We start from the raw sequence: 24,437 nt of genomic DNA on the forward strand, positions 1-24,437 counted from the left end.
CTTCAGGATGCAGTGGTTACATATTGGAATGTTGATTTTTTCTTAATCGTTTAGACTAATTCCTTTTAAGCTTTAGGATCAATCAGATGGTTAAGTTTTTAATCCCTCTCGTTGGGCTTGGTTTCTCCTCTTTATGCCTTGCAGAAAACCCTATACGAGTTCAGGTTCTAAATACCAATAATGGTCAACCTGCAGCACATTTACATGTCACCTTAGAAGCACAACAGAATAATCAGTGGGTTCAGATCGGTGAAGGTGACACGAATGATCAAGGTCAACTTGACACGCTCTATCCAAAAGATAAAGCCAATCTAGACAAAGGTTATTATCGGGCCACGTTTAAAACAGGTGACTGGTTTAGAAGCAAAAATCAACGCTCGTTTTATGCAGAAGTCCCTGTGGTTTTTGTGATTGATGGCTCAATGGATCACTATAATATTCCGCTTCAGATCAGTCCGTATGGATATTCGACCTATCGTGGAAGTTAGGCTATCAAATAAAAAAACCGATGATCAAACATCGGTTTTTTTAAAGAAAAGAAAAGCGAAATTAAGCTTTTAACCAATTCTCAGCTTTGGTCTGATCTGCAACTTTTAATTCAACTGTGGTTAAACCAGTTTCAGCGGCTTGAACCGTAAACTGAAGCAATTCATCACGACGGAAAGCATGCACAACAAATTCACCTTGTTGTTTTGCATATTTAGCCAACAACTTTTCAGAAGCCTTTAAGCCATCAATCGCCACGATAACATCATTGGCAGATAGCCCTGCTTTTGCACCTGCTCCTTCACGTCGAGCTTGTTGAATCAGCATTCCTTCGGGTTTTTCAGCAAGCTTCAAACCGAATGGCTGAGTCTTGTCATTTTTAAGCTGATATTCAATACCGAATTCAGGGAAGAGTTGATCAAGTGGCAATTCATCAGTGGTATAAATCAGATGATTAATTTGCTCTAACCAAGAATGACCTGTTAATTCTTCACACAACTCAAAAATGGTGCGCTCAGTCACCTGAATACCTTTTTGTGCATTTTCATAGAGTTTACGTACAAGAACATCGAGACTTGAGCCACGTAAACGCAAACCTAAATCCAGACATAAAGCCACTAAACAGCCTTTATTGTAGTAGCTCGTTCCTGCGTTATTGCTGTTTTCATCTGGACGGTAGAATTTAATCCATGTGTCAAAACTTGACTCGGCAACCGACTGAACCTCACGGCCTGGATTTTGCAAATAGCGGTCAATCTGCGCCTTGAGTAATTTCAAATACGATGCTTGTGAAATCACACCGCTACGCAGCAAAATCAGATCATCGTAATATGACGTGAAACCTTCAAAAATCCACAGCAAAGACGTATAGCTTTCTTTGTGCAAATCATAATTAACAAAGTTTTCAGGACGAATATATTTCACCAACCATGAGTGGAAATATTCATGGCTGCAAAGCCCCAAGAAACGCTGATAATCCTCTGAAGGTTCTTCAGGCTCATTGGCTTTTGGCAAGTCATCACGCGGCGTGATTAAACTGGTGCTGTTTGGATGCTCTAGACCACCATAACTATTGCCTGTTGCCATGGTCATAAACACATAGTTTTTAAATGGCGCTGATCCAAAAATCTGAATTTCAGTTTGGCAAATTTTCTGGATATCGGCTTGTAGACGCTCAACATTGGTCGCATGTTTACCTGAAATCACAAACTCATGTTGAATACCTTCAGCGTCAAAGCTAAAACGAGTTTGATCAGCCAGTTCAAATGGACTATCAATGAGCTGCATATAATTGTCAGCTTTTAAGGTATAGCGCCCTTTCACCAAGCTTTTTGAGACCAAACCTGTCGCCACAGTAAAATGCTTAAACTCATCGGGCAAGAACACTTCCAATTCACATTCAGCTTCTTCCTGATCTTTAAGACCTAAGCACACGCACGCTGGGTTGACATAGAAACGAGTCTGATCGACATAACTACCACGTACCGATAAATCATAGGCATAGACATCGTACTCAACTGTAATCAACTCATGATCAGTGTTAAATAGACGCCATTTATTCTTTTCAAATTTACTGATTTTCAGTTGGCGTCCTGCCTCGTCATAGGCTTTAACCGACTCAATGTGTTTTGCAAATTCACGAATCAGGTAACTGCCCGGAATCCATGTCGGCAACCACAATTCTTGTGTTGGATTGGCGACAAAACGTAAGGTCACATGAATGAGATGCTGTTGGTAATCGTCAAACTCTATTTGATAGTGCAACATAAGTCGGAATTCTAATCTTAATCAGTTTATGCAGGGCTTTAGCTTAGCATTTTTTTACTCTAATATGCGCTACTGCTGTTATTCCGTACAGAAGATGACTGAAATCAAGTTAGCTTTAATATTTGTCATGGAAGATAGCGACTCTTTCTTTTGATCTCCTCAGGATTTGTCCGTTGAAACGTTTTATTTCTTGGTTTGCAGGGCTTGGCATGTTATGCACAAGTTTCGCCCATGCAACCATTTTGAATATTGACCCAGAATCTGTACCTGCTGCGGCGTGGACAATTTATGATCCACAATCTGGGCAAACTATTGCTGAATACAATAGCCATGCACAACGTGCCCCTGCCTCTTTAACCAAAATGATGGTGGCGTACATTACGCTTCAAGAAATCAAGGCGGGCAAACTGAAGAAGACAGATGTCATTACAGCCAATGACGTAGTACACGTGGTTCAGCCTGATGAATCACAAATGTTCCTACGTCCTGGGCAGAAAATTACCATTGATCAATTGCTCACAGGTCTGGTGGTTATGTCTGCCAATGACGCAGCGGTTACCTTAGCTCAGCGTATTGGTGGAGACTTGCCGCACTTCGTTGCACGTATGAACCAAGAAGCTAAAGCGCTAGGCATGACCGATACCCATTTCACCAATCCCGCTGGGATTACCATGGATGGGCATTATTCTTCTGCTGCGGATATGGCAAAACTGGGCAATGCGTTAATCCAACAATTCCCTGATTATTTGGGTTATTCAAAACAAACCAGCTATTCATGGAATGGTCATCCACACCATGCAACCAATATTTTGCTGAAACAAGATCCAACCGTTGATGGCTTAAAAACAGGTTTTACTCGTGCTGCTGGCTTTAACTTGGCATTAACAGCGAAACGTCCAACCATGAATCCAAACTTGCCACAACGTCGTTTGATTGTCGTGGTGTTGGGAACAACTAGCCCGATTATGCGTGCGGAAGTTGCGCACCGTTTAATGAATTTGGCGTATAACTACACACGCGATGAAGTCATTGTTAAGGCACAACAGCCAATTGCACTTTTACCTGTCATGGATGGGAAAATCAAAAGCTATCAAGTCGTGCCTCAAACCACTCAGTTCATGACCACTTCGCTGTATAACCAGCCTGTGGCGATTGACATGCGTAGTTTCAACAATGACTCTGGACACTTGGTGTATAACGGACAAAGCCTTGAGCCAGTCAACAGTACACAAACACACATTCAAGTGAATCTGAATCAAAAGCAATTGACTGCACCTTTAAATCAAAGCATGCAATTGGCAACACTGAAAGTGTATCAAAACGGTCAATGGATCGAAGACATTCCTGTCCAGTCACAAGTTCAACTTGAATATGCCAATATTTTGCAACGTTTCTGGCACTGGCTCTGCTCTCTGCTACCTTTCCTAGGTGCCAAAGCGATTCCTGCAAAAATTCTGTTATAAGATTGAAAGAAAAAAAGGGGTTGATTTTTTTGCATCAACCCCAATCTTCTTTAAAATAATGAACCTCATCTAAAAATCCTGAATTTGCATTCCCCAAATTCAGTTTTTCATTTTATGATGTGACTTTAAAACTCTGTATGGATTTACAAACATGACTGCTATTGCAAATAACCACGTGGTTTCATTCCACTACACACTAACAAATGCTGAGGGTGAAACACTTGACCAATCTCAAGGCGAACCACTTGCATATTTGCACGGCGCAGGCAACATCATTCCTGGTTTAGAAAAAGCTCTTGAAGGCAAAACTGTTGGCGATAAATTGACTGTTAACGTTCCTGCTGCTGAAGGTTATGGCGAATACAACCCAGACCTCGTTCAAGAAGTTCCTGCTCAAATGTTCCAAGGCGTTGAGAAAATCGAAGCTGGCATGCAGTTCCAAGCTCAAACTGATGACGGCGTGCAAATCGTAACTGTTAAGTCTGTTGAAGGCGACACAGTGATCGTTGATGCAAACTTCCCACTTGCTGGTCAAGATTTGACTTTCCAAGTTGAAATCGTTGAAGTTCGTGATGCGACTCAAGAAGAACTTGATCACGGTCACGTTCATGGCGTAGGTGGTCACCACCACTAAGATTTTGCCTCTTGCAAATCTGAAAAAGCAAAGCCTCGTGCTTTGCTTTTTTTATGCTATTTTTAGGCGATCGAGTTCTTAAAACTGATTTGAATTTATGCCTACCCTGATCTGGTTTCGTCAAGACTTACGCATTTCTGATCACGCTGCACTATGGCACGCCAGCCAAAACGGGGCTTGCCTTGCCCTTGTCATATTATCTCCACAGCAATGGCAACAACATGATGATGCTCCGATTAAACTGGACTTTTATCTGCGTCAGTTAAGCGAGTTACAGCAACAATTACAACACTACAATATTCCACTAATGGTTCAGGTTGTACCACTTTGGCAAGAGATCGCACCTGTTTTGCTTGCACTGTGTCAGCGCTTTCAGATTCAGCAGGTGCATGCCAATGTTGAACTGGGTCTTCATGAATTACAGCGTGATAAACACTGCCAAGATGTCTTGGCTCAAGCCAAGATTCAACTAGAGCTGTACCAAGACCGTACACTATTTCCTATCGGTAGCATTCGCAATCAGTCAGGGCAACCCTATCAGGTGTTTACTCCTTTTAAGAAAAACTGTTATGAACGCCTGAATCTGCAACTGCCTGCCTGCTATCCTGAGATTGCTATTCAAACTCCTATGCAGTTTGAATTCACACCACAAGAACAGCAAATTCCCGAACTACATGAACTGGGCTATGACGCTATTCCAACCGAACAACAACAGCTTTGGCCGATTGGTGAGTCGCATGCACAGCAACAACTGGATGATTTTTTAGAAGATGCCTTAGCCGACTACAAACAGCAACGTGACTTTCCTGCCCAAGCAGGCACAAGCCAATTGTCTGCCTATTTAAATATCGGCATTCTGTCGATTCGCCAGTGTGTACAAGCGCTGTTTCGCCTACAGCAAGGACAGTTTTTATTGACCGATGAAGGTCAACAGACTTGGCTGGATGAACTGCTGTGGCGTGAGTTTTATCAGCATATTTTGTTTGACTATCCCCAAGTGTCTAAACACTTACCTTTTCAGCCGAAAACCCAGCAACTTGCATGGCGAGATGATCCCGAAGGTTTAGCGGCATGGCAACAAGGTCAAACAGGCATTCCAATTGTCGATGCAGGGATGCGTCAACTGCTTGCAACGGGCTGGATGCACAATCGGGTACGCATGATTTGCGCGATGTTTCTCACCAAAAATTTACTGATCGACTGGCGTAAAGGTGAACAGTGGTTTATGCAACATCTCATTGATGGTGATTTGGCAGCAAATAACGGTGGCTGGCAATGGAGTGCATCAACTGGAACAGATGCCGCGCCCTATTTTCGGATATTCAACCCGATTAGCCAGTCTGAAAAATTTGACCCGAATGGCGACTATATACGGCGTTGGGTGCCTGAACTGAAATCTTTAGATAATAAAACTATTCACGAGCCTTATGCCAAAGGCTACAAAGCTGGCTTAGACTATCCGAAAGCAATTGTTGATCTGAAAAGCAGTCGGGTTCGTGCGATTGAAGCCTTTAAAGCTTTGGATTAAAGCAATTTAAGCCAATGCCTGCTTTAAATTGGTTTTGGCTTGCTGCTCATAATGCTGCTGAAAATATCGGGTTTGATACAAAGGCTGTGCCAGATAAAACTGGCGCAGCACTGTATGACGCTTTTCCTGATAAATCAGCTCATCCACCCACGCATATTCCTGTCGGATTTGCTGCTGATATTCAGTAAAGCGTTGTGGTGAACTACCCAAAATCGCCAGATCAATATCCAGTAAATAGGCTAAATCAGACTCAGAAGCGATGGCATGTTGCTGGGTTGCCAAAATCCAATTCGCGATCTTGTCGAGCTGGGCTTCAGGCAATGCGCCTGCCAGTTGTTGTCGCATCAACATCGCACTCTCTTGTTCATTGCTTGCTGAACGCGGTTGATAGACTACATCGTGAAAGAAAATCGCCAGTTGCATGGCTAGAGCATCTTCAATCTGGTTTTGCACGATTTCAAATAACGCTAGGCATTCCACAATATGTTGTAACTGATGATAGGCTCGTTGAGGTTCCTGATAAGCATGCAGCAGTTTTTCCAAGCATCGCTCATGTTGCTCGACTGACCAGTGCTCAGGCAAAAACTGGGGTAAAAGTTTTTGCCACGCCTGACGAAACTGCTGCTGAAAGCTCGGCATTATGCAACCTGCTCCTCACGTTTAAATACCAGTTCTTTGGCATTGGAATTTTCAGCATCAAAATAATAGCCTTCGCTATTAAATGCTTTAAGGTCTTCAACCTGTTGAATCTGCTGCTCAATTACAAAACGTGCCATTAAACCACGGGCTTTTTTTGCATAGAAACTAATGACTTTGTATTTGCCATTTTTTTGATCCAAAAACACAGGTTTAATAATTTGAGCATCCAAAGCAGATTCTTTCACGGCTTTATAATATTCGTCCGATGCAAGGTTCAATAAAATCTGACTATTGGCGTGTTGCAAGTCTTGCTGAATCAGATCGGTAATGCGTTTCCCCCAAAATTCATATAAGTTGCTACCACGAGGGTTTTGCAGCTTAGTCCCCATTTCCAGACGATACGGCATCATCAAATCCAGTGGACGAAGCAGCCCATATAAACCCGAAAGCATCCGCAAATGCTGCTGAGCAAAATCCAGTTGCGAGTCATTGAGTGCATAGGCATCTAAACCTGTGTAGACATCACCTTTAAATGCAAAAATGGCTTGGCGGGCATTGGCCAGATCAAACTCGGTTTGCCAGTCCTGAAAACGTGCCACATTGAGCTGTGCAATTTTTTCACTGACACTCATTAAGCTTGCCAATTGTGACGCTGACAACTCACGACAAACCTCAATCAACTGTTCAGACTGATCCAAAAGACGCGGCTGAGTAAAGTTGCTGCTTGGCAATGCAGTTTCATAATCCAGTGTTTTGGCAGGTGAAATTAAAGCCAGCATAGACATCCTCATTTTTGCTATATTTTGCCCACTATATCAGTCCCCTATTTCTAACGCCAATCTGTGTTTCTGATCGCGTTTATCGGTACAATCATGCTTCCTACTTTAAAATTAAGCTCTTCGAGTCCTATGCCTGAAACGATTTTTTTACAAGGCCCTGCTGGGAAAATTGAGGTTTTTGTTGACCGCCCACAGGCAGAGATCCGCAGTTTTGCCATTGTTTGTCATCCACACCCACTGCAAGGTGGCACGGCGCATCATAAAGTGCCGATGTTGCTGTCGAATATTTTGACTGAGCGTGGCTGTATTGTTTACCGTCCAAGTTTCCGTGGTGCAGGACAAACTGAAGGCTTGCATGAAGAAGGATTTGGCGAAACCCATGATATTTTGGCAATCTTGCAACAGCTTCGTGAAATGCATCCGAACCTTGATTTTTATGCAGGTGGCTTTAGCTTTGGTGCGCATGTTTTAGCCAAATGTTATGCAACACTTGAGGTTGCAGAACGTCCAAAACAGTTGGTGCTTTGTGGTCTGCCAACTGCAATGGTACGTGGGCTGCGTGACTATCAAACCCCAGAAATTCAAGGCGATTTGCTGTTTGTACATGGTGAAGAAGATGACATTACCCTGCTGAGTGATATGGTGAAATGGGCAAAACCGCAAAAGCACCCGATCACGATTTTCCCAGGCGCAAATCACTTCTTTACAGGCTATTTAAAGCAACTACGCCAAGTGATTAGCCAGTATATTCGTTTATAAACAATCGGCATCTCATGGCAGGAAAGTTGAGGTTTAGACCTGTATATCCTGCCATGTCAGCCCAAAATGCACCTAATCTCTTTAACCCAATTACTGTTGTTTTTGCATTCTAAATGCTCATACAAAAATCAAATGTGGAACAGGTGAAATATCAGTTCTAAGTTCTTGTCTCATCCAAAAGTTTTATTTCAAAAAAGATGACTTCACTATACTTTGGATCCATTAAAAGAAATTCATCTAGATTTACGCTCTAATTCATTCTAGATGGTGCATCATTAACTCACCCAAATAGGCATTTAAACCTATGCTGAACTTCACTTTTCTTGGTACTTCTTCAGGCGTTCCAACGCTCACACGCAATGTTGCAGGGCTTGCGATTGGTATTCAGAAAAGTAAGGAATGGATTTTAGTCGATGCTGGCGAAGGTACACAGCATCGCCTTCAACAAGCCAGATTTTCCCTACACAAGCTCAAAGCGATTTGTATTACCCATGTGCATGGTGATCATTGTTATGGTTTAGTCGGTTTACTCGCGAGTGCGGGAATGAATGCACGCACACAACCCTTAACGATTATTGCCCCTCAAGCCATTCAGACTTGGCTCGAAGTGACCATTCAACTCACCGATCTGTATTTATCTTATCCCATTGAGTTTATTGATGTAGAAACACTGCTTGAGCGGCCGCATCAACTCAATGAAGTGCTGTCGATTCAAACGCACCGTTTGCACCATCGTGTACCAAGCTATGCCTTTAGTGTGGTGGCTACACATGTTCAGAAAAAACTTGATACTGCTGCGCTACAAGCACTGGGTATTCCAAAAGGCAAAGTTTGGGGCGATTTACAAAGTGGTCAGGACATTGAATTTGAGGGGGAAAATTTTCCAAATCGACAGTTTTTTGAAATCACCTCTCAGCAAATTCATGCCGTGATTGCGGGAGATAATGACCAGCCTGAACTGTTGAATGATGTTTGTGCCACAGCCAATCTGTTGATTCATGAAGCAACCTACACCCAAGCCATTTTAGACAAGGTGGGAACAACACCCATGCACAGTTCTGCAAAAATGCTGGCCGAATTTGCCGAGAAAGTTCATTTACCTCACCTGATCTTGACGCATATCAGCGCACGCTATCACGATGCACAAGGTTCAAAAACATTAAAAGCTGAAGTTGAGCAATATTATTCAGGTCAGTTTTGGATCGCGCATGACTTTGACCGATACGAACTTGATCTCGATGGAAACATGACAAAAACCGCCTATGCAGCACATGGATTTTGCCAAGTCACGACTCCACGCTAAGCAGCAGACCAATTACTGAGAGATGCTGATTTTAAAATCTGGTCTCTTAAAATCGATATTCCCAAATAGAAATAACATCGTGATCTCTCAATCACCGAAGTCCAAAGTTCTGCAACATAAAACCAAAAAACCTCAACGTGGATAATGCTTTAATATAATTTCACTGATGTAGATCATGATGAACTGTTCAATTTCTCAACCACGGATGAAGCCAAAAAAATAGATGACAGTGAATATTCTTCATCATAAAAATTCGATCTTGATGGTGTAGATCTATCATGGATTGGTTTCTACTTGAACTTATGGATTCATAGCGCCATGTATTAACAATATATTCTTATTTAAAAATAAAAAGGAAAAAGCCGTGAACAAAGCTTTGGCACATTTGCCTAGTCCGATCCGCATTGACGGCTCGCAAGGTGAAGGTGGCGGACAAGTTTTACGTACTGCGCTTTCACTCTCAATGATTACAGGCAAACCGTTTGAGTTAGTCAACATTCGTGCTGGGCGCAAAAAGCCTGGTTTAATGCGTCAGCATGTGGTTTGCGTACAAGCCTCTCAACAAATGAGTCATGCCTACACCCAAGGCGCAGGCTTGCATAGTCAATATTTATATTTTGCGCCGCAGCAGACTCAGGCAAGACATTACGAATTTCATATTGGTTCAGCAGGCAGCAGCTTATTGGTCTTTCAAACCTTATTACCTGTACTTTTACAACAATCAACGCCAAGTCAATTGATTATTCATGGCGGCACGCACAATCCGATGGCACCGACTGCCGATTTTATTCAGCACAGTTTTATTCCAACGCTGGCCAAAATCGGGATTCAGATTGATTTTGAAATGGAAAAAGCGGGATTTTTCCCCATTGGCGCTGGAAAAATCAAGGCGACTGTTCATCCATGGCAGCAGCGACAAGAACTCGATTTGCGTTCACGTGGAGCACTGCAAGCCACACATGCCTATGCCGCAGTCCTAAATTTAGATGCTGATATCGCTGAGCGCGAACTGGCAACCCTCCAACAAAAACTCGATTTGCAACAGGCTGAGCAATTGCAGCTACAAGGCATTAGCCAAGGCAATAGTGTATTTGTCTGTATTGAAAGTGAACAGCATTGCCAAGTGTTTAGTGCATTGGGCGAGTTACGTAAAAGTAGCGAACAAACAGCCTTGCAACTGGCTCAAGATGTTCGTCACTATTTGAATGGTCAAGCCGTTGCCGATGAATATTTGGCAGATCAGTTGTTATTACCATTGGCATTGGGTCAAGGAGGACGCTTCACCACGCAGACTTTGAGTGAGCATACCCGAACCCAAGCGGAAATGATCAAACGTTTTATCGACTGTGAAATTGAGTTGATTGAACATGCGCATCAGTATGTTGAAATTATTGTGAGTGTTTAGAGGCGCATAAAAATGGCAGAGATGACTAAAATCAGTCTGTTTATAAGCTTGATGCTCAGACATTAACCTAAAAAATAGCTTCAAGTTTTATCAGTCAGAAAATGGCGTTTGGCTGACTGAATATGTCCCTGCACAGGATTTATCTGTACAGGGTTGATGGGTAAAAATATTCTGATCAGCCTATATCTGTACCAATCAGGACTTTGTTTTAATCAACATTTGCCAATGCAGTGATCAACAACTGCCAACATTTTTCAACAGTATCGACTTTCACTCGTTCGCCTGGTGCATGCGCCCCTTGAATATCAGGGCCAAAGGACACCATCTGCAAGTCAGGATAATGCTCGGCAATAATCCCGCACTCTAAGCCTGCATGAATCACTTTAAGTTCAGGTTCAATCTGAAAAGTGTCTTGATAAGCCCGTTGCAAGCATTTTAAAGCAGCTGATTCAGGATTCGGTGTCCAACCTGAAACGAACGGCGCAAGACTTGAATGCAATCCGTAATACTCAAAATGCTGCTGAATACGATGTGCATGTGATTCCAGTTCATCATTGACCATTGAACGCACCATGATCAGCACATTGGCTTGCTCATGGTTTAAGCGCACCACACCAATATTATTCGAGGTTTCCACCACATCAGGCAGTGCCTGACTCATGTGGGCCACACCATATGGACAGCTCGACAAAGCAGCGAGCCATGCCTGTTGCTGCTCAAGAGCAATCACTTCGGTGACAGCTTCTTGTAATGGCTGAGCATGTAATTCAAGTGCATCATCTACACCTTGAAGTTGTACGCGCAAATTCAATTGTGTTTGTGCTAACAAGGCATCTAACTGGGCAAATGCTGCTTGAGGTAAGGCAATTTTGGCAGTCGCTTCACGGGGTAAAGCATTTCGTGCTGTACCTCCTGAGAATTCAATCAGATGGGCATGGAGTTCTGGCAAATGCTGTTGTAAAAACTGAGCCAAAATCACATTGGCATTGCCGCGCCCCAAGTGAATATCAACACCTGAATGTCCACCTTTGAGTCCTGATACCTGTACTTCAACCGCAACCAGCTCGGTATCAGTGTGCACATACGTCAGCGCTTGCTCGACTTCAATATCCTGACTGCCTGCACAGCCCAAATAAAGTTGTCCCCATTCTTCAGTATCGATATTGAACAGCCACTTGCCTTGCAGTACATTTTCTTCAAGAAAACGTGCGCCGCTCATGCCCGCTTCTTCATCAACAGTCAGCAAAACCTCAATCGGGCCATGCACAATATCGTCGGCATCCAGCACAGCCAAAGCCAGTGCAACACCAATCCCATTGTCTGCACCGAGTGTGGTATTGGGTGTAATCAACCAGTCATTGTCCAAAATCGGCTGAATCGGATCACGACTAAAATCATGCAGCGTCCCCCGATTGGCTTGGGTAACCATATCCAGATGCCCTTGCAAAATCACGCCCATTTTATGCTGCATGCCTGAGGTTGCGGGTTTACGGATAATTAAATTGCCAACCACATCGACATAAGTCTCTAAACCTTTTTGTTCCGCCCAGTCTTTTAGATATTGGCGAAGTTGTTGTTCTTGTTTGGACTGGCGTGGAATACGGCATAAAGTGGCAAAATGCTGCCAGACGTTTTGTGGAGAGAGTTGAGAAAAATCAACGGCATTCATGCTCTGGTCTCATCAAGTCAATGGATTTATTTGTCTTCACTATACCGTAAAATCTCTAAATGGATGATGAGTCAGCCAATATTCCCATCATCCACCCTAAAAATGCTTAAGCGGCCAATAAACGCTTTGCGGCTGCATGATGTTCAGCGCGTAGTTTATCTAAATCTAGCCCCAAGACTTCGCGGTCTTTAACCACCCATTTTCCATTGACCATAACATGCTGGGCTTGGTCAGCACCGCACAACAATAGCGCTGAAATCGGGTCATGGCTGCCTGAGAAACGCAGTTCATCCAATCGGTAAAATGCTAAATCTGCCTGAAAATCAGGTGCAAGCTGTCCTAGATGTTGTTCACGCCCAAGTAACTGTGCTGAACCCTGTGTTGCCCAACCGAGTGCCAGTTCAGGGGTGATCTGCTCCGCACCATATTTGAGACGCTGCAAATATAACGCCTGTTTCGCTTCCAAAATTAAATTGGAGGCATCCCCAGACGCAGAGCCATCAACACCCAAGCCCACTTTTGCGCCTGAGGCCATTAAGTCAATCGTTGGACAAATGCCTGATGCCAGACGCATATTCGAATGTGGACAATGACAAATCCCCACGCCATTTTTCCCCAGTCGCTGAATTTCTTCGGCATTAAAATGGATGCCGTGTGCCAACCATGTCCGCGAATTGAGCCAGCCTACGCTTTCTAAATAATCCACGGTACGCATACCAAACATTTTCAAGCAGAAAGCTTCTTCATCCAAGGTTTCCGCCAAATGCGTATGCAGACGAACATCTAGTTTTTCCGCCAAATCTGCACTGGCACGCATAATTTCAGGCGTCACCGAAAATGGCGAACACGGCGCAAGAGCAATATTGACCATCGCATCTGCACCACGCTGATGATACTGCTGCACCAATCGTTCGCTATCTTCTAAAATAGTCTGCATGTCCTGCACTGTATGCTGTGGAGGCAAACCGCCCTGCGCTTGCCCAAGGCTCATCGAACCGCGCGTGAGCATGACACGCATCCCGAGTTCTTCCGCCGCTTTGACCTGAATATCAATCGCATCGGTCAACTGACTCGGAAAGAGATAATGATGATCTGCTGCCAAAGTACAGCCTGACATGACCAGTTCTGCCAAAGCCACTTGAGTTGCCAAATGCAATTGCTCTGGTGTCAATTTCGCCCAAACGGGATACAGATTGACCAGCCAAGGAAATAATGGCGCATTGACCACAGGTTTCCACGCACGGGTTAAGGTTTGATAAAAATGATGATGACTGTTGATCAATCCCGGAATGATCACATCTTGATTCGCCAAATAGACTTGATCAATCGCTGTTTTTGGCTGCTGTCCCTGTGCCACCAGTTCAATAATCTTTCCATTTTGAATGACTAAACCACCGCGGGCATCTTGTTCATTTGCGGTAAAAATTGCCAATGGATTCTTAATCCAAAGTGTAATACTCATGCCTTTCTCCTCTGTGCCACAGGGAGAAGCAATTTATATGCCGCGTTGTTGTTTATTCAGTTTTTCTCATAAAAAAAGCCAAGCATATGCTTGGCTTTTTATTTCTAACAGATCGAATTATTCAGACACTTCGATACTTAAACCTGCCTGATTTGCCAGTTCGGTAAAAGTCGGGAAGCTTGTTGCAACGGTTTCAGTACCCACAATGGTAATCGCTTGTGCAGCACGTAAGCCTGCAATACTAAAGCTCATCGCAATACGGTGGTCATGGTGTGATTCAATCTGAGCGCCTTTAAAGATTGGAGACCAGTCACCAGATTTGCCCTGACCTTGAATGATAATGCCATCTTCAGTTGGGGTACATTGAATGCCCATGGCTTGCAAGCCATCTGCCATCACCTGAATACGGTCAGACTCTTTGACACGCAGTTCAGCCGCACCTGTCAGCACTGTTTCACCTTCGGCACATGCCGCAGCAATAAACAATGCAGGGAATTCATCAATCGCCAACGGCACTTGATCTTCAGGAATATGAATGCCTTTTAATGTGCGTGTTGCACGAATACGAATATCCGCAATCGGTTCACCGCCTGCAATACGCTCATTCAACACTTTAAGGTCAGCACCCATTGCTTTGAGAATTTCAATCACGCCAGTACGGGTCGGGTTAATCCCGACCGCTTCCAAGGTCACATCTGCATTTTCACAGATTGCTGCACCCACCATAAAGAATGCCGCAGAAGAAATATCAGAAGGCACTTGAATGTCAGTCCCCACTAACTTACCGCCACCTTGCAAGCGAATACGGTTACCTTCTGTTTTCACTTCATAACCAAAAGCACGCAACATACGTTCTGTATGATCACGTGTTGGTTCAGGTTCAGTCACCGAAGTTTCACCTTCTGCCCACAAACCTGCCAATAAAATCCCTGATTTCACCTGAGCAGATGCCATTGGCAAATCATACTGAATGCCTTTGAGCGCTTGAGCACCTGTAATGCTGACTGGTGGTGTGCCTTTTTCGCCTGTGGTCTGGATTTGAGCACCCATTAAACGAAGTGGTTTGGCAATACGTTCCATTGGACGCTTTGACAATGAAGCATCGCCTGTCATGACAGTATCGAATTTTTGTGCAGACAACATGCCAGACAACAAACGCATACTGGTGCCTGAATTGCCCATATACAACGCACTTGCAGGTGCTTTCAAACCGTGCATGCCGACACCATGAATGGTCACTTCACCATTTTTAGGCCCTTCAATCGACACGCCCATGTCACGGAATGCCTGTAAAGTTGCCAAAGCATCTTCACCTTCCAAGAAACCAGTGACATGTGTTGTGCCTTCAGCAATTGCACCAAACATAATCGAACGATGTGACACCGATTTATCACCTGGAACAGTAAATGTTCCTTCAAAACGATGCTGTTGAGGTTGAATGGTAAATTGTTGAGTCACCTTGTCTTTCTCCATTAAAGGTTTTTTGGCAAGCATATGGTTAAAATGTTGACGCGCAGCTTGAGCATGTCCGAGTAAGCCCATCAGCGCATGAGAATCTTCTTTTTCAATCAGCCCACGAATAATTGCGAGTTGCTGTTCAAAGCCATCAACCGCTTTTAAAATTGCAGTCTTGTTGGCAAAGAAAATGTCATGCCACATTTGCGGATCAGATGCAGCAATCCGTGAGAAATCACGGAAGCCACCTGCGGCATAACGGAAAATATCCAGATTATCTTCGCGGTTTGCCAGTTGTTCCACCAGATTAAACGCCATCAGGTGCGGTAAATGACTGGTATGCGCCAACACTTCATCGTGTTTTTGTACATCCATACAGATCACTTCGGCTTTTGCTGCCTGCCAAAGTGCCACCAGTTTTTCAACTGCCCAATCTGCACTGGTTGGTAATGGTGTCAAAATCACTTTGTGATGCGCAAACAGATCGACTTTACCTGCATGTACACCCGTGTGTTCACTGCCTGCAATCGGATGTCCAGGGACAAAACCCACAGGTAAACTGTCACCAAAAACGCGCTGAGCCGCAGCGACAACATTGCCTTTGGTACTACCGACATCGGTTAAAATTGCATCGGCGTTTAAATACGGTTGAATCTGTCCCAAGACTTTTTCAGTCGCTTGTACAGGCAGCGCCAAGACCACCAAATCCGCATCTTTTACAGCATCAATTGCAGAAGTGTAACCCTCTTGAATCAGCCCCAATACTTTCGCATCTTGTAAAGTTTTGGCTGAACGCGTTGAGGCAACCACCTGAGTTGCCAAACTTTCTGCCTGAATCACGCGTGCCAGACTTGAACCAATCAAGCCTAGCCCAATAAATGCCACTTTTTTAAACAAGGGCTGTGTTTCTGAAACTACCACCAAATTCGCCTCTGTGTTAAATCCAATTTCTGCGTTTATTTTGTTTAAAGTACCGCAACTGGATAAGAACCCAATACACGTAATTCTTTAACAAACGGACGAATTTCTTCAATCGCAGCAGCAACATTCGGCTGGTCAATATGCCCTTCTAAATCAACAAAGAACACATACGCCCATTTTTCAGGAAGTGCTGGGCGGGTTTCAATACTGGTCAAGCTAATATTGTGTTTGGCAAATGGCTCTAAAATATCCAGCAATGCCCCTGCGCGGTCATGTGCAGAAATTAATAAAGATGTTTTATCATTGCCACTTGCAGGAATTTTTTCACGACCAATTACCAAGAAACGTGTGGTATTTTCAGGATTGTCTTCAATATTGCTATGCAAGATTTCCAAACCATACATCGTAGCCGCAATATCAGAAGCAATTGCTGCTGAATGCCATTCATTACGAATACGGCGTGCTGCTTCGGCATTAGAAGTCATTGCAACACGTTCAACACCAGGATAATGGATGTCGAGCCACTTACGGCACTGTGCCAAAGTTTGCTGATGTGCATAAATCTGTTTAATGCTGTCTTTACGGGTATTTTCAGACACTAAAAACTGGTGATGAATACGTAATTCAACTTCACCAATCACATTTAAGCTTGATGTCTTAAAGCAATCTAAAGTATGGTTGACCACTCCTTCAGATGAGTTTTCGACAGGAACAACACCATAGTGTGCACTACCTGCTTCAACTTCACGGAACACTTCATCAATGGTGGCAATCGGACGCACAATCGCATCCTGACCAAAATGTTTCAAAGCCGCCGCTTGTGTAAATGTGCCTTCAGGGCCTAAAAAGGCAATACTTTGCGGTGCTTCAAGTGCCAAGCATGCTGACATGATTTCGCGGAACAAACGAGCCATGGTTGCATCAGATAACGGGCCTTCATTACGTTCCATCACTTTACGTAGCACTTGTGCTTCACGTTCAGGGCGATAAAACACTGGATTCTCTTCAGTGGCAAATTTGGCTTTCGCCACAGCCTCAGCTAGACCTGCACGACGATTCAAAAGGTTTTGAATCTGTTGGTCTACGCTGTCGATATCCGAACGCAATTGTTCTAAATTCAGAGAAGTCGTTTTCTGATCGTCTTGGATCATGTCATTTCGCCCCGTGCTCATGTTTTTTCTGCCTGCAAGTATAACCACATTCAACTAGAAAATGTCATCACCTCCCAAGGTGCAAACCAAGTTTTTCGAGTGGTTTTCCCTATTTAGCAACTGAACTTCAACAAATCTAAGGCACTCTCAAACCTGATACCTGAACAAATACCTTACTTATTTATCACATTCATCCCGTTCACCATACACTGCACAAGATTGCAACTCCCCTCATCAACTGAACTTGGTTCTGGCACAGCTTGTGCTAGTATGTCGAATATCTTTTATTTTTTGCGGTTTCGTCATGACCACTAAACGCAATATCTATCAAGACTTTGAACATCCATTTGCCCAATATATCCGCATTATTGGTAAGGGCAAAACAGGTGCACGTTCCCTGACTTTTCAAGAAGCCTATGATGCGTTTAGCATGATCCTGAAAGGTGATGTCCTCGATGTGCAACTTGGTGCATTTTTGATGTTGCTCCGCGTGAAAGAAGAATCGGTCGAAGAACTGGCAGGTTTTGTCCAAGCCACCAAAGACCAGTTGCATTATCGCCCACTAGAAGTTGATCTAGACTGGTCATCTTATGCGGGTAAACGCAAACATTATCCGTGGTTCTTACTGGCAGCTTTGACTTTGGCTCAACAGGGCTATCGCGTGGTAATGCATGGCGCTGCGGGTCATACCTTAAACCGTGTTTATACCGAACAGGTTTTAGAGTTTCTCAACTATCCAATTTGTCATACACAAGACGAAGTTGAGCAACAATTACAGCAACGCAATTTTGCCTATCTGCCACTGGCTGCCATTTCCCCTGTTCTAGATGAATTGATTGGTTTGCGTAATGTCATGGGACTACGTTCACCAATCCATACACTCGCTCGCCTGATCAATCCATTTAATGCCAAAGCCACATTACAAGCGATTTTCCACCCTGCATATCGTGGCTCTCACCAACGCGCAGCCTTTACGCTTGGCTATAAGAATAGTGCAGTGATTAAAGGTGAAGGTGGCGAATTTGAACGCAATCCCGATGCTAAAACTTTAATTTGTGGAATTCGTGATGGCGAAATGTATGAGCATGAACTCCCGAAACTCACACCAGAACGCAGCGCAACTGAAGAAGAACTGGATTTAGCTGTATTTAAAGCGGTTTGGGAAGGTCAGCAACAACATACCTATGGTGAAATCGCAGTGGTCGAAACCATGGGCATTGCTTTATATAGCATGGGTGTTGTGGACAACTATGAAACTGCAATGCAAAAAGCACAGATGTTATGGGATACACGCCATCAACAATAAATAGCAGCAATAAAAAATCCCCGTTTGGGGATTTTTTATTTAGACAAATCGAATCGGCTTGAATTCAGGTTCATTTTTGTGATGGTCATCATCACACTCTTCCCCTTCTTCTTTTGTACCGCGGTCGATATAGCCTGTGCGCTCTTCTTCAGGCAAATTTTTATATTCCCATGCAAGGACTGCCTGCATGCAAATTTCACGTTGCTCTTGAGTCAACGCTACACCATTAGGCCATTTACCAATTTCAACCGCGGTTTTTAGACGTTCTACAATTTCAGGGTCTAAGACCGAGAGCATTTGTTCAATATTCATGACTCTTCCTGCTGCTGCAATGCTTCAAAATCTTGATGCCATCCCAACTTGGTTCGACATGCCATATAGAAGTCATAACCAGGTGGATGTAATAAGCTTAATTTAAAGGGATGCTTGCGAATATACAAAACATCTCCGACATTCAGCGCAACACTATGCTGCGCATCGGCACTCACCATTGGTAAAATACGATTCTTACGTACCGTAATTTTAATTTCACTCTGATCACCAACAATGATCGGACGTGAAGATAAGGTATGTGGATGCATCGGCACAAGGACAATCGCATCCATGCTCGGATGAATAATCGGGCCACCACCAGATAGCGCATACGCGGTAGAGCCTGTTGGGGTTGCCACAATCAAACCATCACTATGTTGACGGTAAACAAACTGCCCATCAATCGACAGCTCAAAGTCCACCATATGTACTGACTTGCCCGAGTGCAGCACAATATCATTCAGTGCAATGGCACTATAGACAGTTTCGCCTGCGGTGCGTACTTCCATTTCAAGCAAGAAACGCTTATCAAGCTGGAAATTGCCTTTTAAGACCAGATCAAGCTTTTGCAAAACTTCAATCGGATTAATATCTGTTAAAAAACCTAAACGTCCACGGTTAACGCCAATCACAGGTGTATTGTACTTTACCAACGCACGTGCAGCATGCAACAAAGAACCATCACCACCGACCACGACAACCAAATCCGCCACTTCACCCATCAGGTTACGGCTGACAATTTGACAATTTTGATAAGGGACTAGTTTCGCTGTTTCAACATCAAAAATTGGATGTAATCCCAATTTCAGCAAATGCTCATAAATAAGACAAAGTGTTTCTACAACAGCGGCCTTTTCTGGTCGTCCAATTAGCCCAATGTTGCGAAACGACTTGTGTGAGATTCCCACCAATTCAAGCGCTCCGTTCGGATTCGCAGCAATAATAGCACGTTGTTTCAGTTTTGAAAAAACAATACGAAGTCTCTGATAAAACGCTAAATTATTGCTTAATTTTGTATTGTTTCGCGAATAATCATTGCAAAATATATAAAAGCTTCGCATGATTACAGGGTTTATGTCGGATAGCTTATCACTTTTTATGAAGTCACAACGCGGTCTTGGTTTACTCCCTCTGATTTTTTGTATTGTTGTTATTGCAGCATTTTTAGCTTTTAGTGCGTATGTCATTCATCTTGATAGTGTTATCCGCAAGAAATTTGAAGGTCAACGCTGGGATATTCCTGCTAAAGTCTATGCACGCCCACTAGAAATATACAATCAAGCACCTGTCGCCGAACCTGATTTTGTTCAGGAACTCACCCTACTGGGTTATAAAAAAGCAGATGGTTACACTCAGCCAGGTAGCTATGTTCTCAATGGCAACAGCGTGTATGTACATACTCGCGGCTTTGACTTTGGTGATAGTACTGAACCAGAACAAGTGCTTCACATCACCTTTGCTAATGACGAAATGCAAGATGTTCGCACAACCAAACCTTCTAGCACTGGAATGACCCGTTTAGAACCACTATTGATTGGTGGGATCTATCCACAGCACAATGAAGACCGTGTTCTGATTAAAATTAAAAATGTACCAAAACCACTGATTGAAGCATTAATTTCCACTGAAGACCGTGACTTCTATCATCATCATGGTATTTCAATACGCGGTACTGCACGTGCCATCGTGAGTAACATTACGGGTGGTAAACGTCAGGGCGGTTCGACTTTAACGCAACAATTGGTGAAAAATTTCTATTTATCGCCAGAAAAAACCTTAAAACGCAAGGTAAATGAAGCGTTAATGGCTGTATTGCTTGAAATGCATTATAGCAAAGACGAAATTCTTGAAGCTTACCTCAATGAAGTTCACTTAGGACAAAATGGTAACTATTCGATCAATGGTTATGGTTTGGCATCACAGTTCTATTTTGGCCTGCCATTACGTGAACTAAATATTGCTCAACAAGCTTATCTGGTTGGCTTGGTTCAAGGACCATCTTTGTATAATCCTTGGCACAACCCAGAAGGTGCGAAAAACCGTCGAGATACCGTACTGCACAATATGTTGGTCATGGGTTATTTGACTCAAGCCCAATATGAGCAAGAATCAGCTCGCCCGCTGGGTGTTGTGGCAAAACCAGCACTTGGCCCAACTCGATTCCCAGACTTTATGGATATCGTGCGTCGCCAATTGCGTAGCGAATATCAAGAATCTGATCTGACCAATCAAGGCTTACGTATTTTCACAACGCTTGACCCTGTTGCGCAAACTAAAATCCAGAACGCCTTTAAAGACACTGTAGATAGTATCAGTAAACGTAATCCACGTGCATTGAGCGACTTACAAGGTGCGGTTTTGATTCAGCGTCCAGACAATGGTGAATTGATTGCCGCAGTCGGTTCAACACAAAACTTCACAGGTTTTAACCGTACTATTGATGCAAAACGTCAAGTCGGATCATTGCTCAAACCTGTAATTTATTTAAGTGCAATTCACTCAGGTCGTTATAACTGGGCAAGTTTAATTCAAGACAGCCACATCAGCATACCAGCTCAAGGCTCGTCATGGACACCTAAAAATTATGAAGGTGGTGAGCATGGCATGGTGCCAATGGTTCAAGCATTACAGCACTCTTACAACCTCGCAGCAGTACGCTTAGGTCAAGAATTTGGCGTGGCAACTTTCACCAACCAGTTACGTAAATTTGGCGTAACGAGTGACATTCCTGCCTATCCATCAATTTTCCTCGGTGCGGTCAACTTGTCACCAATGGAAGTTTTAGGCATCTACAACAACTTTGCAACAGGCGGTTTTAAGTATCCAACAAAAGCCATTCGTTCTGTCGTCGATCAAAATGGTAAAACTCTAGATCGTTATGGTTTAGAAGTTCAGCAAACCATTGATCCTGCCGATGCTTATGTCTTGAACTACGGTTTACAGCAAGTCATGAATGGCGGTACAGGTAGCGCGGCTTACCGTAGCTTACCTTCAAGCCTGAAACTTGCAGGTAAATCAGGGACAACCAACGATACCCGTGACTCATGGTTTGCTGGCTATTCAGGTAATTACTTGGCTGTTGTTTGGTTGGGTCTAGATAACAACAAGATCACTGGCTTAACAGGTTCTTCTGGTGCATTGCCTGTATGGGTCAATGTCATGAAGCAGTTGCGCCAGCAGCCCGTCAACATCAAGCAGCCAAAAAATGTTCAATGGCAATGGGTCGATGTGAAATCAGGTCAACTCACTGCGCAAAACTGCCCAGGTAATATGTATATTCCATTGTTGGCTAATCATTTACCTGCCCCAGGAGGTAGCTGCGGTGTTCCTGACAATCAAGCACCTACTGAACAACCTGCTGCATCTGCACCAGCAACCACCAGCCCCGACAACATCGAAAATCTAATTCGAGAAAGCAACAATTCAGACAACAGTGATTCACCTACTCGCGTCATTTCAAGTGGCAGTTACGAACAGTAATTTCATCTTTGGGCAATAGTCTTTACTATTTGCCCAATTCTTTTTTTAAAGTATCTAGATGGAGAGCTCTCGCGAATGCATTTCAAACTGATCAGTAGTTGTTTATTGAGTCTGAGTTTTGTTGGCTGTACTCAGTTAGCACATCAACCACAACCCAAAACACATCAAGCAACAACCCCGACAGAAAAAAAACCGCTTCACGATGCAAATGGTGTCACTGTTACACCTTACCATGTTCCTGAAATCAAACGTTCACCCGTTCCTGTTCCACCACAACCTGTAGCAGCCCCAGACGGTTCAGAAAAACCTGTTTTCCGTCAGCTCATTCAACGCGCAAATCAAGCATTACAACGTAACAATCTGACCGAAGCACAACACCTTGCTTTACAGGCACAGCGCATTTCACCACAAGCTGCTCAAAGCTATGTTGTACTTGCACAAGTTGCCTATAAAAAACATGACTACAGTCATGCGCAGTCTTTAATTCAACGTGGTTTAAGTCTGGCAGATGACAGTGCTACCCAAAAACAGTTATGGCACATCCGTTTGCAAATTGCACAAGCGCAACATAACGCCAGTGCTATTCAGCAAGCCAAACAAGCACTGAGCCAGCTTTAAACCTGAGAAATGCCCGCAATACCATAAGCTGCATGTTGTTGGGCTATCCCTAAATCTTCGTGCTTTAAACCACCCAAAGCAATAATTGGAAGGTCAACTTGCTGAGCAAGCTGCTGAAATTGACTCCAACCCAAACCTTGAACTTCTGGATGTGTAGCTGTTGCCAGTACAGGACTCAACAATGCAGCGTCACATCCAATTTTCTGCGCGTGTTGCAGCCCTTGTAAATCATGACATGCTGCCAGATAACACTGCCCAACACTTAGCTCTCCACGTTGTGTGGCAAATAGTTGTGGTTGTTTAAGATGAATCGCCACCAGTTGTGACTGTTGCTCTAGGCTTAGCTGTTCAGCCCATGTTTTGTTCAAAATCAGCTTGTTTAATTGTTCTTGAGTTAAAGCTTGCAAAACTGCTGCATCAGCTTGATGCTCGGGACGGTAGTACATAACTTGCCCTACATCCAAATCAGCCAGTTCATCTAATTGCGTGCGTATTTTAATACGTTGTGGCAACACCAAGCGTCGAACCAGTTGTCGGTTAGCTTTTGGAAAATTCAAGTTGGCTAATTCGGTACGTGTATACCATTGCCATGGCTGTTGGATTTGTCTCAAATCTTCTTCAGGCACATAGCTAAAAAACACATGCAATCGAACAATGACATCCTCATATTCATGTTGAATCAGCTCAAACGGGTGCCAATCAGCCAAATTAATCCCAACTTCCTCTAAAACTTCACGGCGACAGGCTTGTTCGGCAGTTTCACCCTGCTCAAGTTTTCCGCCAGGAAATTCTGCTTTATTTCCCTGATGTTGCTGAGCATCGCGCCATCCAACGAGAACGCGTGTTTTGGAAAATAATAGCCCAATTGCCACTTCAACTTGGGATTTTTGCATCACTCATCCTTTTCAATTTTCAACATGGTTTTGTCTCATGCTGAGCATGTTACAAAGTTTTCTGATTCAGTACCAAATTTTCGTTGACAGTCTTATTCGATAATGATTATCATTTAAATCACTCACCGACACCACGGAATAAATACGATGAACGCACCATTTAGCTTATTTACTCGTAACACTGATACTGCCCAATCTCTGCCAATGCTTCATTCCAACAACCTATTTGCTCTCGGGCGTGAAATTCGCATTATGCATGCAGGGGAAGAATACCGTTTACGTCTAACACGCAACAATCGACTGATTCTCACCAAATAATAAGAACTTAAAACAGTGTCATATAATAATAAACGTGGGAATATGCAGCACATCTGAGCAATGTGCTGTTTTTTATTGAAGTTTTTCAA

The 24,437-nt window shown here is 43.5% G+C and carries 21 protein-coding genes; 11 read left to right on the forward strand and 10 right to left on the reverse strand.

Going from position 1 to position 24,437, the window contains the following annotated elements; genetic code table 11:
• The first annotated feature begins 86 nt into the window (after positions 1-86).
• Positions 87-488: a hydroxyisourate hydrolase gene (gene uraH, locus C1A47_RS04300; protein ID WP_111892761.1), complete on the forward strand. Its 402-nt coding sequence runs from the start codon at positions 87-89 to the stop codon at positions 486-488.
• A gap of 61 nt (positions 489-549) precedes the next feature.
• Here uraH and C1A47_RS04305 read toward each other — a convergent pair whose 3' ends face one another.
• Positions 550-2,253, reverse strand: a complete 1,704-nt coding sequence (locus tag C1A47_RS04305) for a M61 family metallopeptidase (protein ID WP_111892763.1) — start codon at positions 2,251-2,253, stop codon at positions 550-552.
• Positions 2,254-2,426: 173 nt separating this feature from the next.
• Here C1A47_RS04305 and C1A47_RS04310 point away from each other — a divergent pair, with 173 nt between their 5' ends.
• The 3 genes from C1A47_RS04310 to phrB all read left to right on the forward strand — a co-directional run bounded on the left by C1A47_RS04310 (position 2,427) and on the right by phrB (position 5,878).
• Positions 2,427-3,716, forward strand: a complete 1,290-nt coding sequence (locus C1A47_RS04310; RefSeq protein ID WP_111892765.1) for a D-alanyl-D-alanine carboxypeptidase family protein — start codon at positions 2,427-2,429, stop codon at positions 3,714-3,716.
• A 151-nt stretch (positions 3,717-3,867) separates the two neighbouring features.
• Positions 3,868-4,350 carry an FKBP-type peptidyl-prolyl cis-trans isomerase gene (locus C1A47_RS04315; protein ID WP_111892767.1) on the forward strand — a complete coding sequence of 161 codons (483 nt, stop codon included), beginning with the start codon at positions 3,868-3,870 and terminating at the stop codon, positions 4,348-4,350.
• Positions 4,351-4,447: 97 nt separating this feature from the next.
• Positions 4,448-5,878 (forward strand): deoxyribodipyrimidine photo-lyase, encoded by a 1,431-nt coding sequence (gene phrB / locus C1A47_RS04320; protein ID WP_111892769.1) that lies wholly within the window; start codon positions 4,448-4,450, stop codon positions 5,876-5,878.
• A 6-nt stretch (positions 5,879-5,884) separates the two neighbouring features.
• On the opposite strand, the gene C1A47_RS04325 is transcribed toward phrB, so the two are convergent.
• Positions 5,885-6,517, reverse strand: a complete 633-nt coding sequence (locus C1A47_RS04325; protein WP_111892771.1) for a metal-dependent hydrolase — start codon at positions 6,515-6,517, stop codon at positions 5,885-5,887.
• Complete coding sequence (gene yaaA, locus C1A47_RS04330) at positions 6,517-7,296, reverse strand: peroxide stress protein YaaA (RefSeq protein WP_111892773.1); 780 nt, start codon at positions 7,294-7,296, stop codon at positions 6,517-6,519. The genes C1A47_RS04325 and yaaA overlap by 1 nt, the downstream gene beginning before the upstream one ends.
• A 129-nt stretch (positions 7,297-7,425) precedes the next feature.
• On the opposite strand from yaaA, the gene C1A47_RS04335 reads away from it, so the two are divergent.
• From C1A47_RS04335 to rtcA, 3 genes are all read left to right on the forward strand, one after another.
• Positions 7,426-8,055: an alpha/beta hydrolase gene (locus C1A47_RS04335; protein ID WP_111892775.1), complete on the forward strand. Its 630-nt coding sequence runs from the start codon at positions 7,426-7,428 to the stop codon at positions 8,053-8,055.
• A 304-nt stretch (positions 8,056-8,359) separates the two neighbouring features.
• Positions 8,360-9,358 carry a ribonuclease Z gene (locus tag C1A47_RS04340; protein WP_111892777.1) on the forward strand — a complete coding sequence of 333 codons (999 nt, stop codon included), beginning with the start codon at positions 8,360-8,362 and terminating at the stop codon, positions 9,356-9,358.
• Positions 9,359-9,722: 364 nt separating this feature from the next.
• The gene (gene rtcA, locus C1A47_RS04345) at positions 9,723-10,763 is read left to right on the forward strand and encodes an RNA 3'-terminal phosphate cyclase (RefSeq protein WP_111892779.1); all 1,041 of its coding nucleotides are present in this window, start codon (positions 9,723-9,725) and stop codon (positions 10,761-10,763) included.
• Positions 10,764-10,971: 208 nt separating this feature from the next.
• Here rtcA and C1A47_RS04350 read toward each other — a convergent pair whose 3' ends face one another.
• From C1A47_RS04350 to pheA, 4 genes are all read right to left on the reverse strand, one after another.
• Positions 10,972-12,432 (reverse strand): aminoacyl-histidine dipeptidase, encoded by a 1,461-nt coding sequence (locus C1A47_RS04350; protein ID WP_111892781.1) that lies wholly within the window; start codon positions 12,430-12,432, stop codon positions 10,972-10,974.
• Between the two features lie 106 nt (positions 12,433-12,538).
• Entirely contained in the window at positions 12,539-13,894 is a 1,356-nt protein-coding gene (locus C1A47_RS04355; protein ID WP_111892783.1) for an 8-oxoguanine deaminase, read from the reverse strand.
• A 117-nt stretch (positions 13,895-14,011) separates the two neighbouring features.
• Positions 14,012-16,270 (reverse strand): bifunctional prephenate dehydrogenase/3-phosphoshikimate 1-carboxyvinyltransferase, encoded by a 2,259-nt coding sequence (locus C1A47_RS04360; RefSeq protein ID WP_111892785.1) that lies wholly within the window; start codon positions 16,268-16,270, stop codon positions 14,012-14,014.
• A 44-nt stretch (positions 16,271-16,314) separates the two neighbouring features.
• A complete protein-coding gene (gene pheA, locus C1A47_RS04365) occupies positions 16,315-17,421 on the reverse strand; it encodes a prephenate dehydratase (RefSeq protein ID WP_111893089.1) in 1,107 nt (368 codons plus the stop codon).
• 304 nt (positions 17,422-17,725) lie between these two features.
• Between pheA and C1A47_RS04370 the strand changes: the two genes are divergently transcribed.
• Positions 17,726-18,727: a glycosyl transferase family protein gene (locus C1A47_RS04370; RefSeq protein ID WP_111892787.1), complete on the forward strand. Its 1,002-nt coding sequence runs from the start codon at positions 17,726-17,728 to the stop codon at positions 18,725-18,727.
• Positions 18,728-18,766: 39 nt separating this feature from the next.
• Here the strand turns inward: C1A47_RS04370 and C1A47_RS04375 are convergent, their stop codons facing one another.
• On the reverse strand, positions 18,767-19,039 hold the full coding sequence (locus C1A47_RS04375; protein ID WP_111892789.1) for a YeaC family protein: 273 nt from the start codon (positions 19,037-19,039) through the stop codon (positions 18,767-18,769).
• Entirely contained in the window at positions 19,036-19,947 is a 912-nt protein-coding gene (locus tag C1A47_RS04380; protein ID WP_111893091.1) for an NAD(+) kinase, read from the reverse strand. Before C1A47_RS04380 ends, C1A47_RS04375 begins: the two co-directional genes overlap by 4 nt.
• A 190-nt stretch (positions 19,948-20,137) precedes the next feature.
• On the opposite strand from C1A47_RS04380, the gene mrcB reads away from it, so the two are divergent.
• Positions 20,138-22,519: a penicillin-binding protein 1B gene (gene mrcB / locus C1A47_RS04385; protein WP_171294325.1), complete on the forward strand. Its 2,382-nt coding sequence runs from the start codon at positions 20,138-20,140 to the stop codon at positions 22,517-22,519.
• A gap of 75 nt (positions 22,520-22,594) precedes the next feature.
• Positions 22,595-23,137: a tetratricopeptide repeat protein gene (locus tag C1A47_RS04390; RefSeq protein ID WP_111892793.1), complete on the forward strand. Its 543-nt coding sequence runs from the start codon at positions 22,595-22,597 to the stop codon at positions 23,135-23,137.
• Here the strand turns inward: C1A47_RS04390 and C1A47_RS04395 are convergent.
• On the reverse strand, positions 23,134-24,030 hold the full coding sequence (locus C1A47_RS04395; RefSeq protein WP_111892795.1) for an NUDIX domain-containing protein: 897 nt from the start codon (positions 24,028-24,030) through the stop codon (positions 23,134-23,136). The two genes, C1A47_RS04390 and C1A47_RS04395, sit on opposite strands and share 4 nt — an antisense overlap.
• Positions 24,031-24,177: 147 nt before the next feature.
• Between C1A47_RS04395 and hemP the strand changes: the two genes are divergently transcribed.
• Positions 24,178-24,348 carry a hemin uptake protein HemP gene (gene hemP, locus C1A47_RS04400; RefSeq protein WP_111892798.1) on the forward strand — a complete coding sequence of 57 codons (171 nt, stop codon included), beginning with the start codon at positions 24,178-24,180 and terminating at the stop codon, positions 24,346-24,348.
• Positions 24,349-24,437: the final 89 nt, after the last annotated feature.

It is taken from the genome of Acinetobacter sp. MB5 (assembly GCF_003261585.1).
Taxonomy (GTDB): domain Bacteria; phylum Pseudomonadota; class Gammaproteobacteria; order Pseudomonadales; family Moraxellaceae; genus Acinetobacter.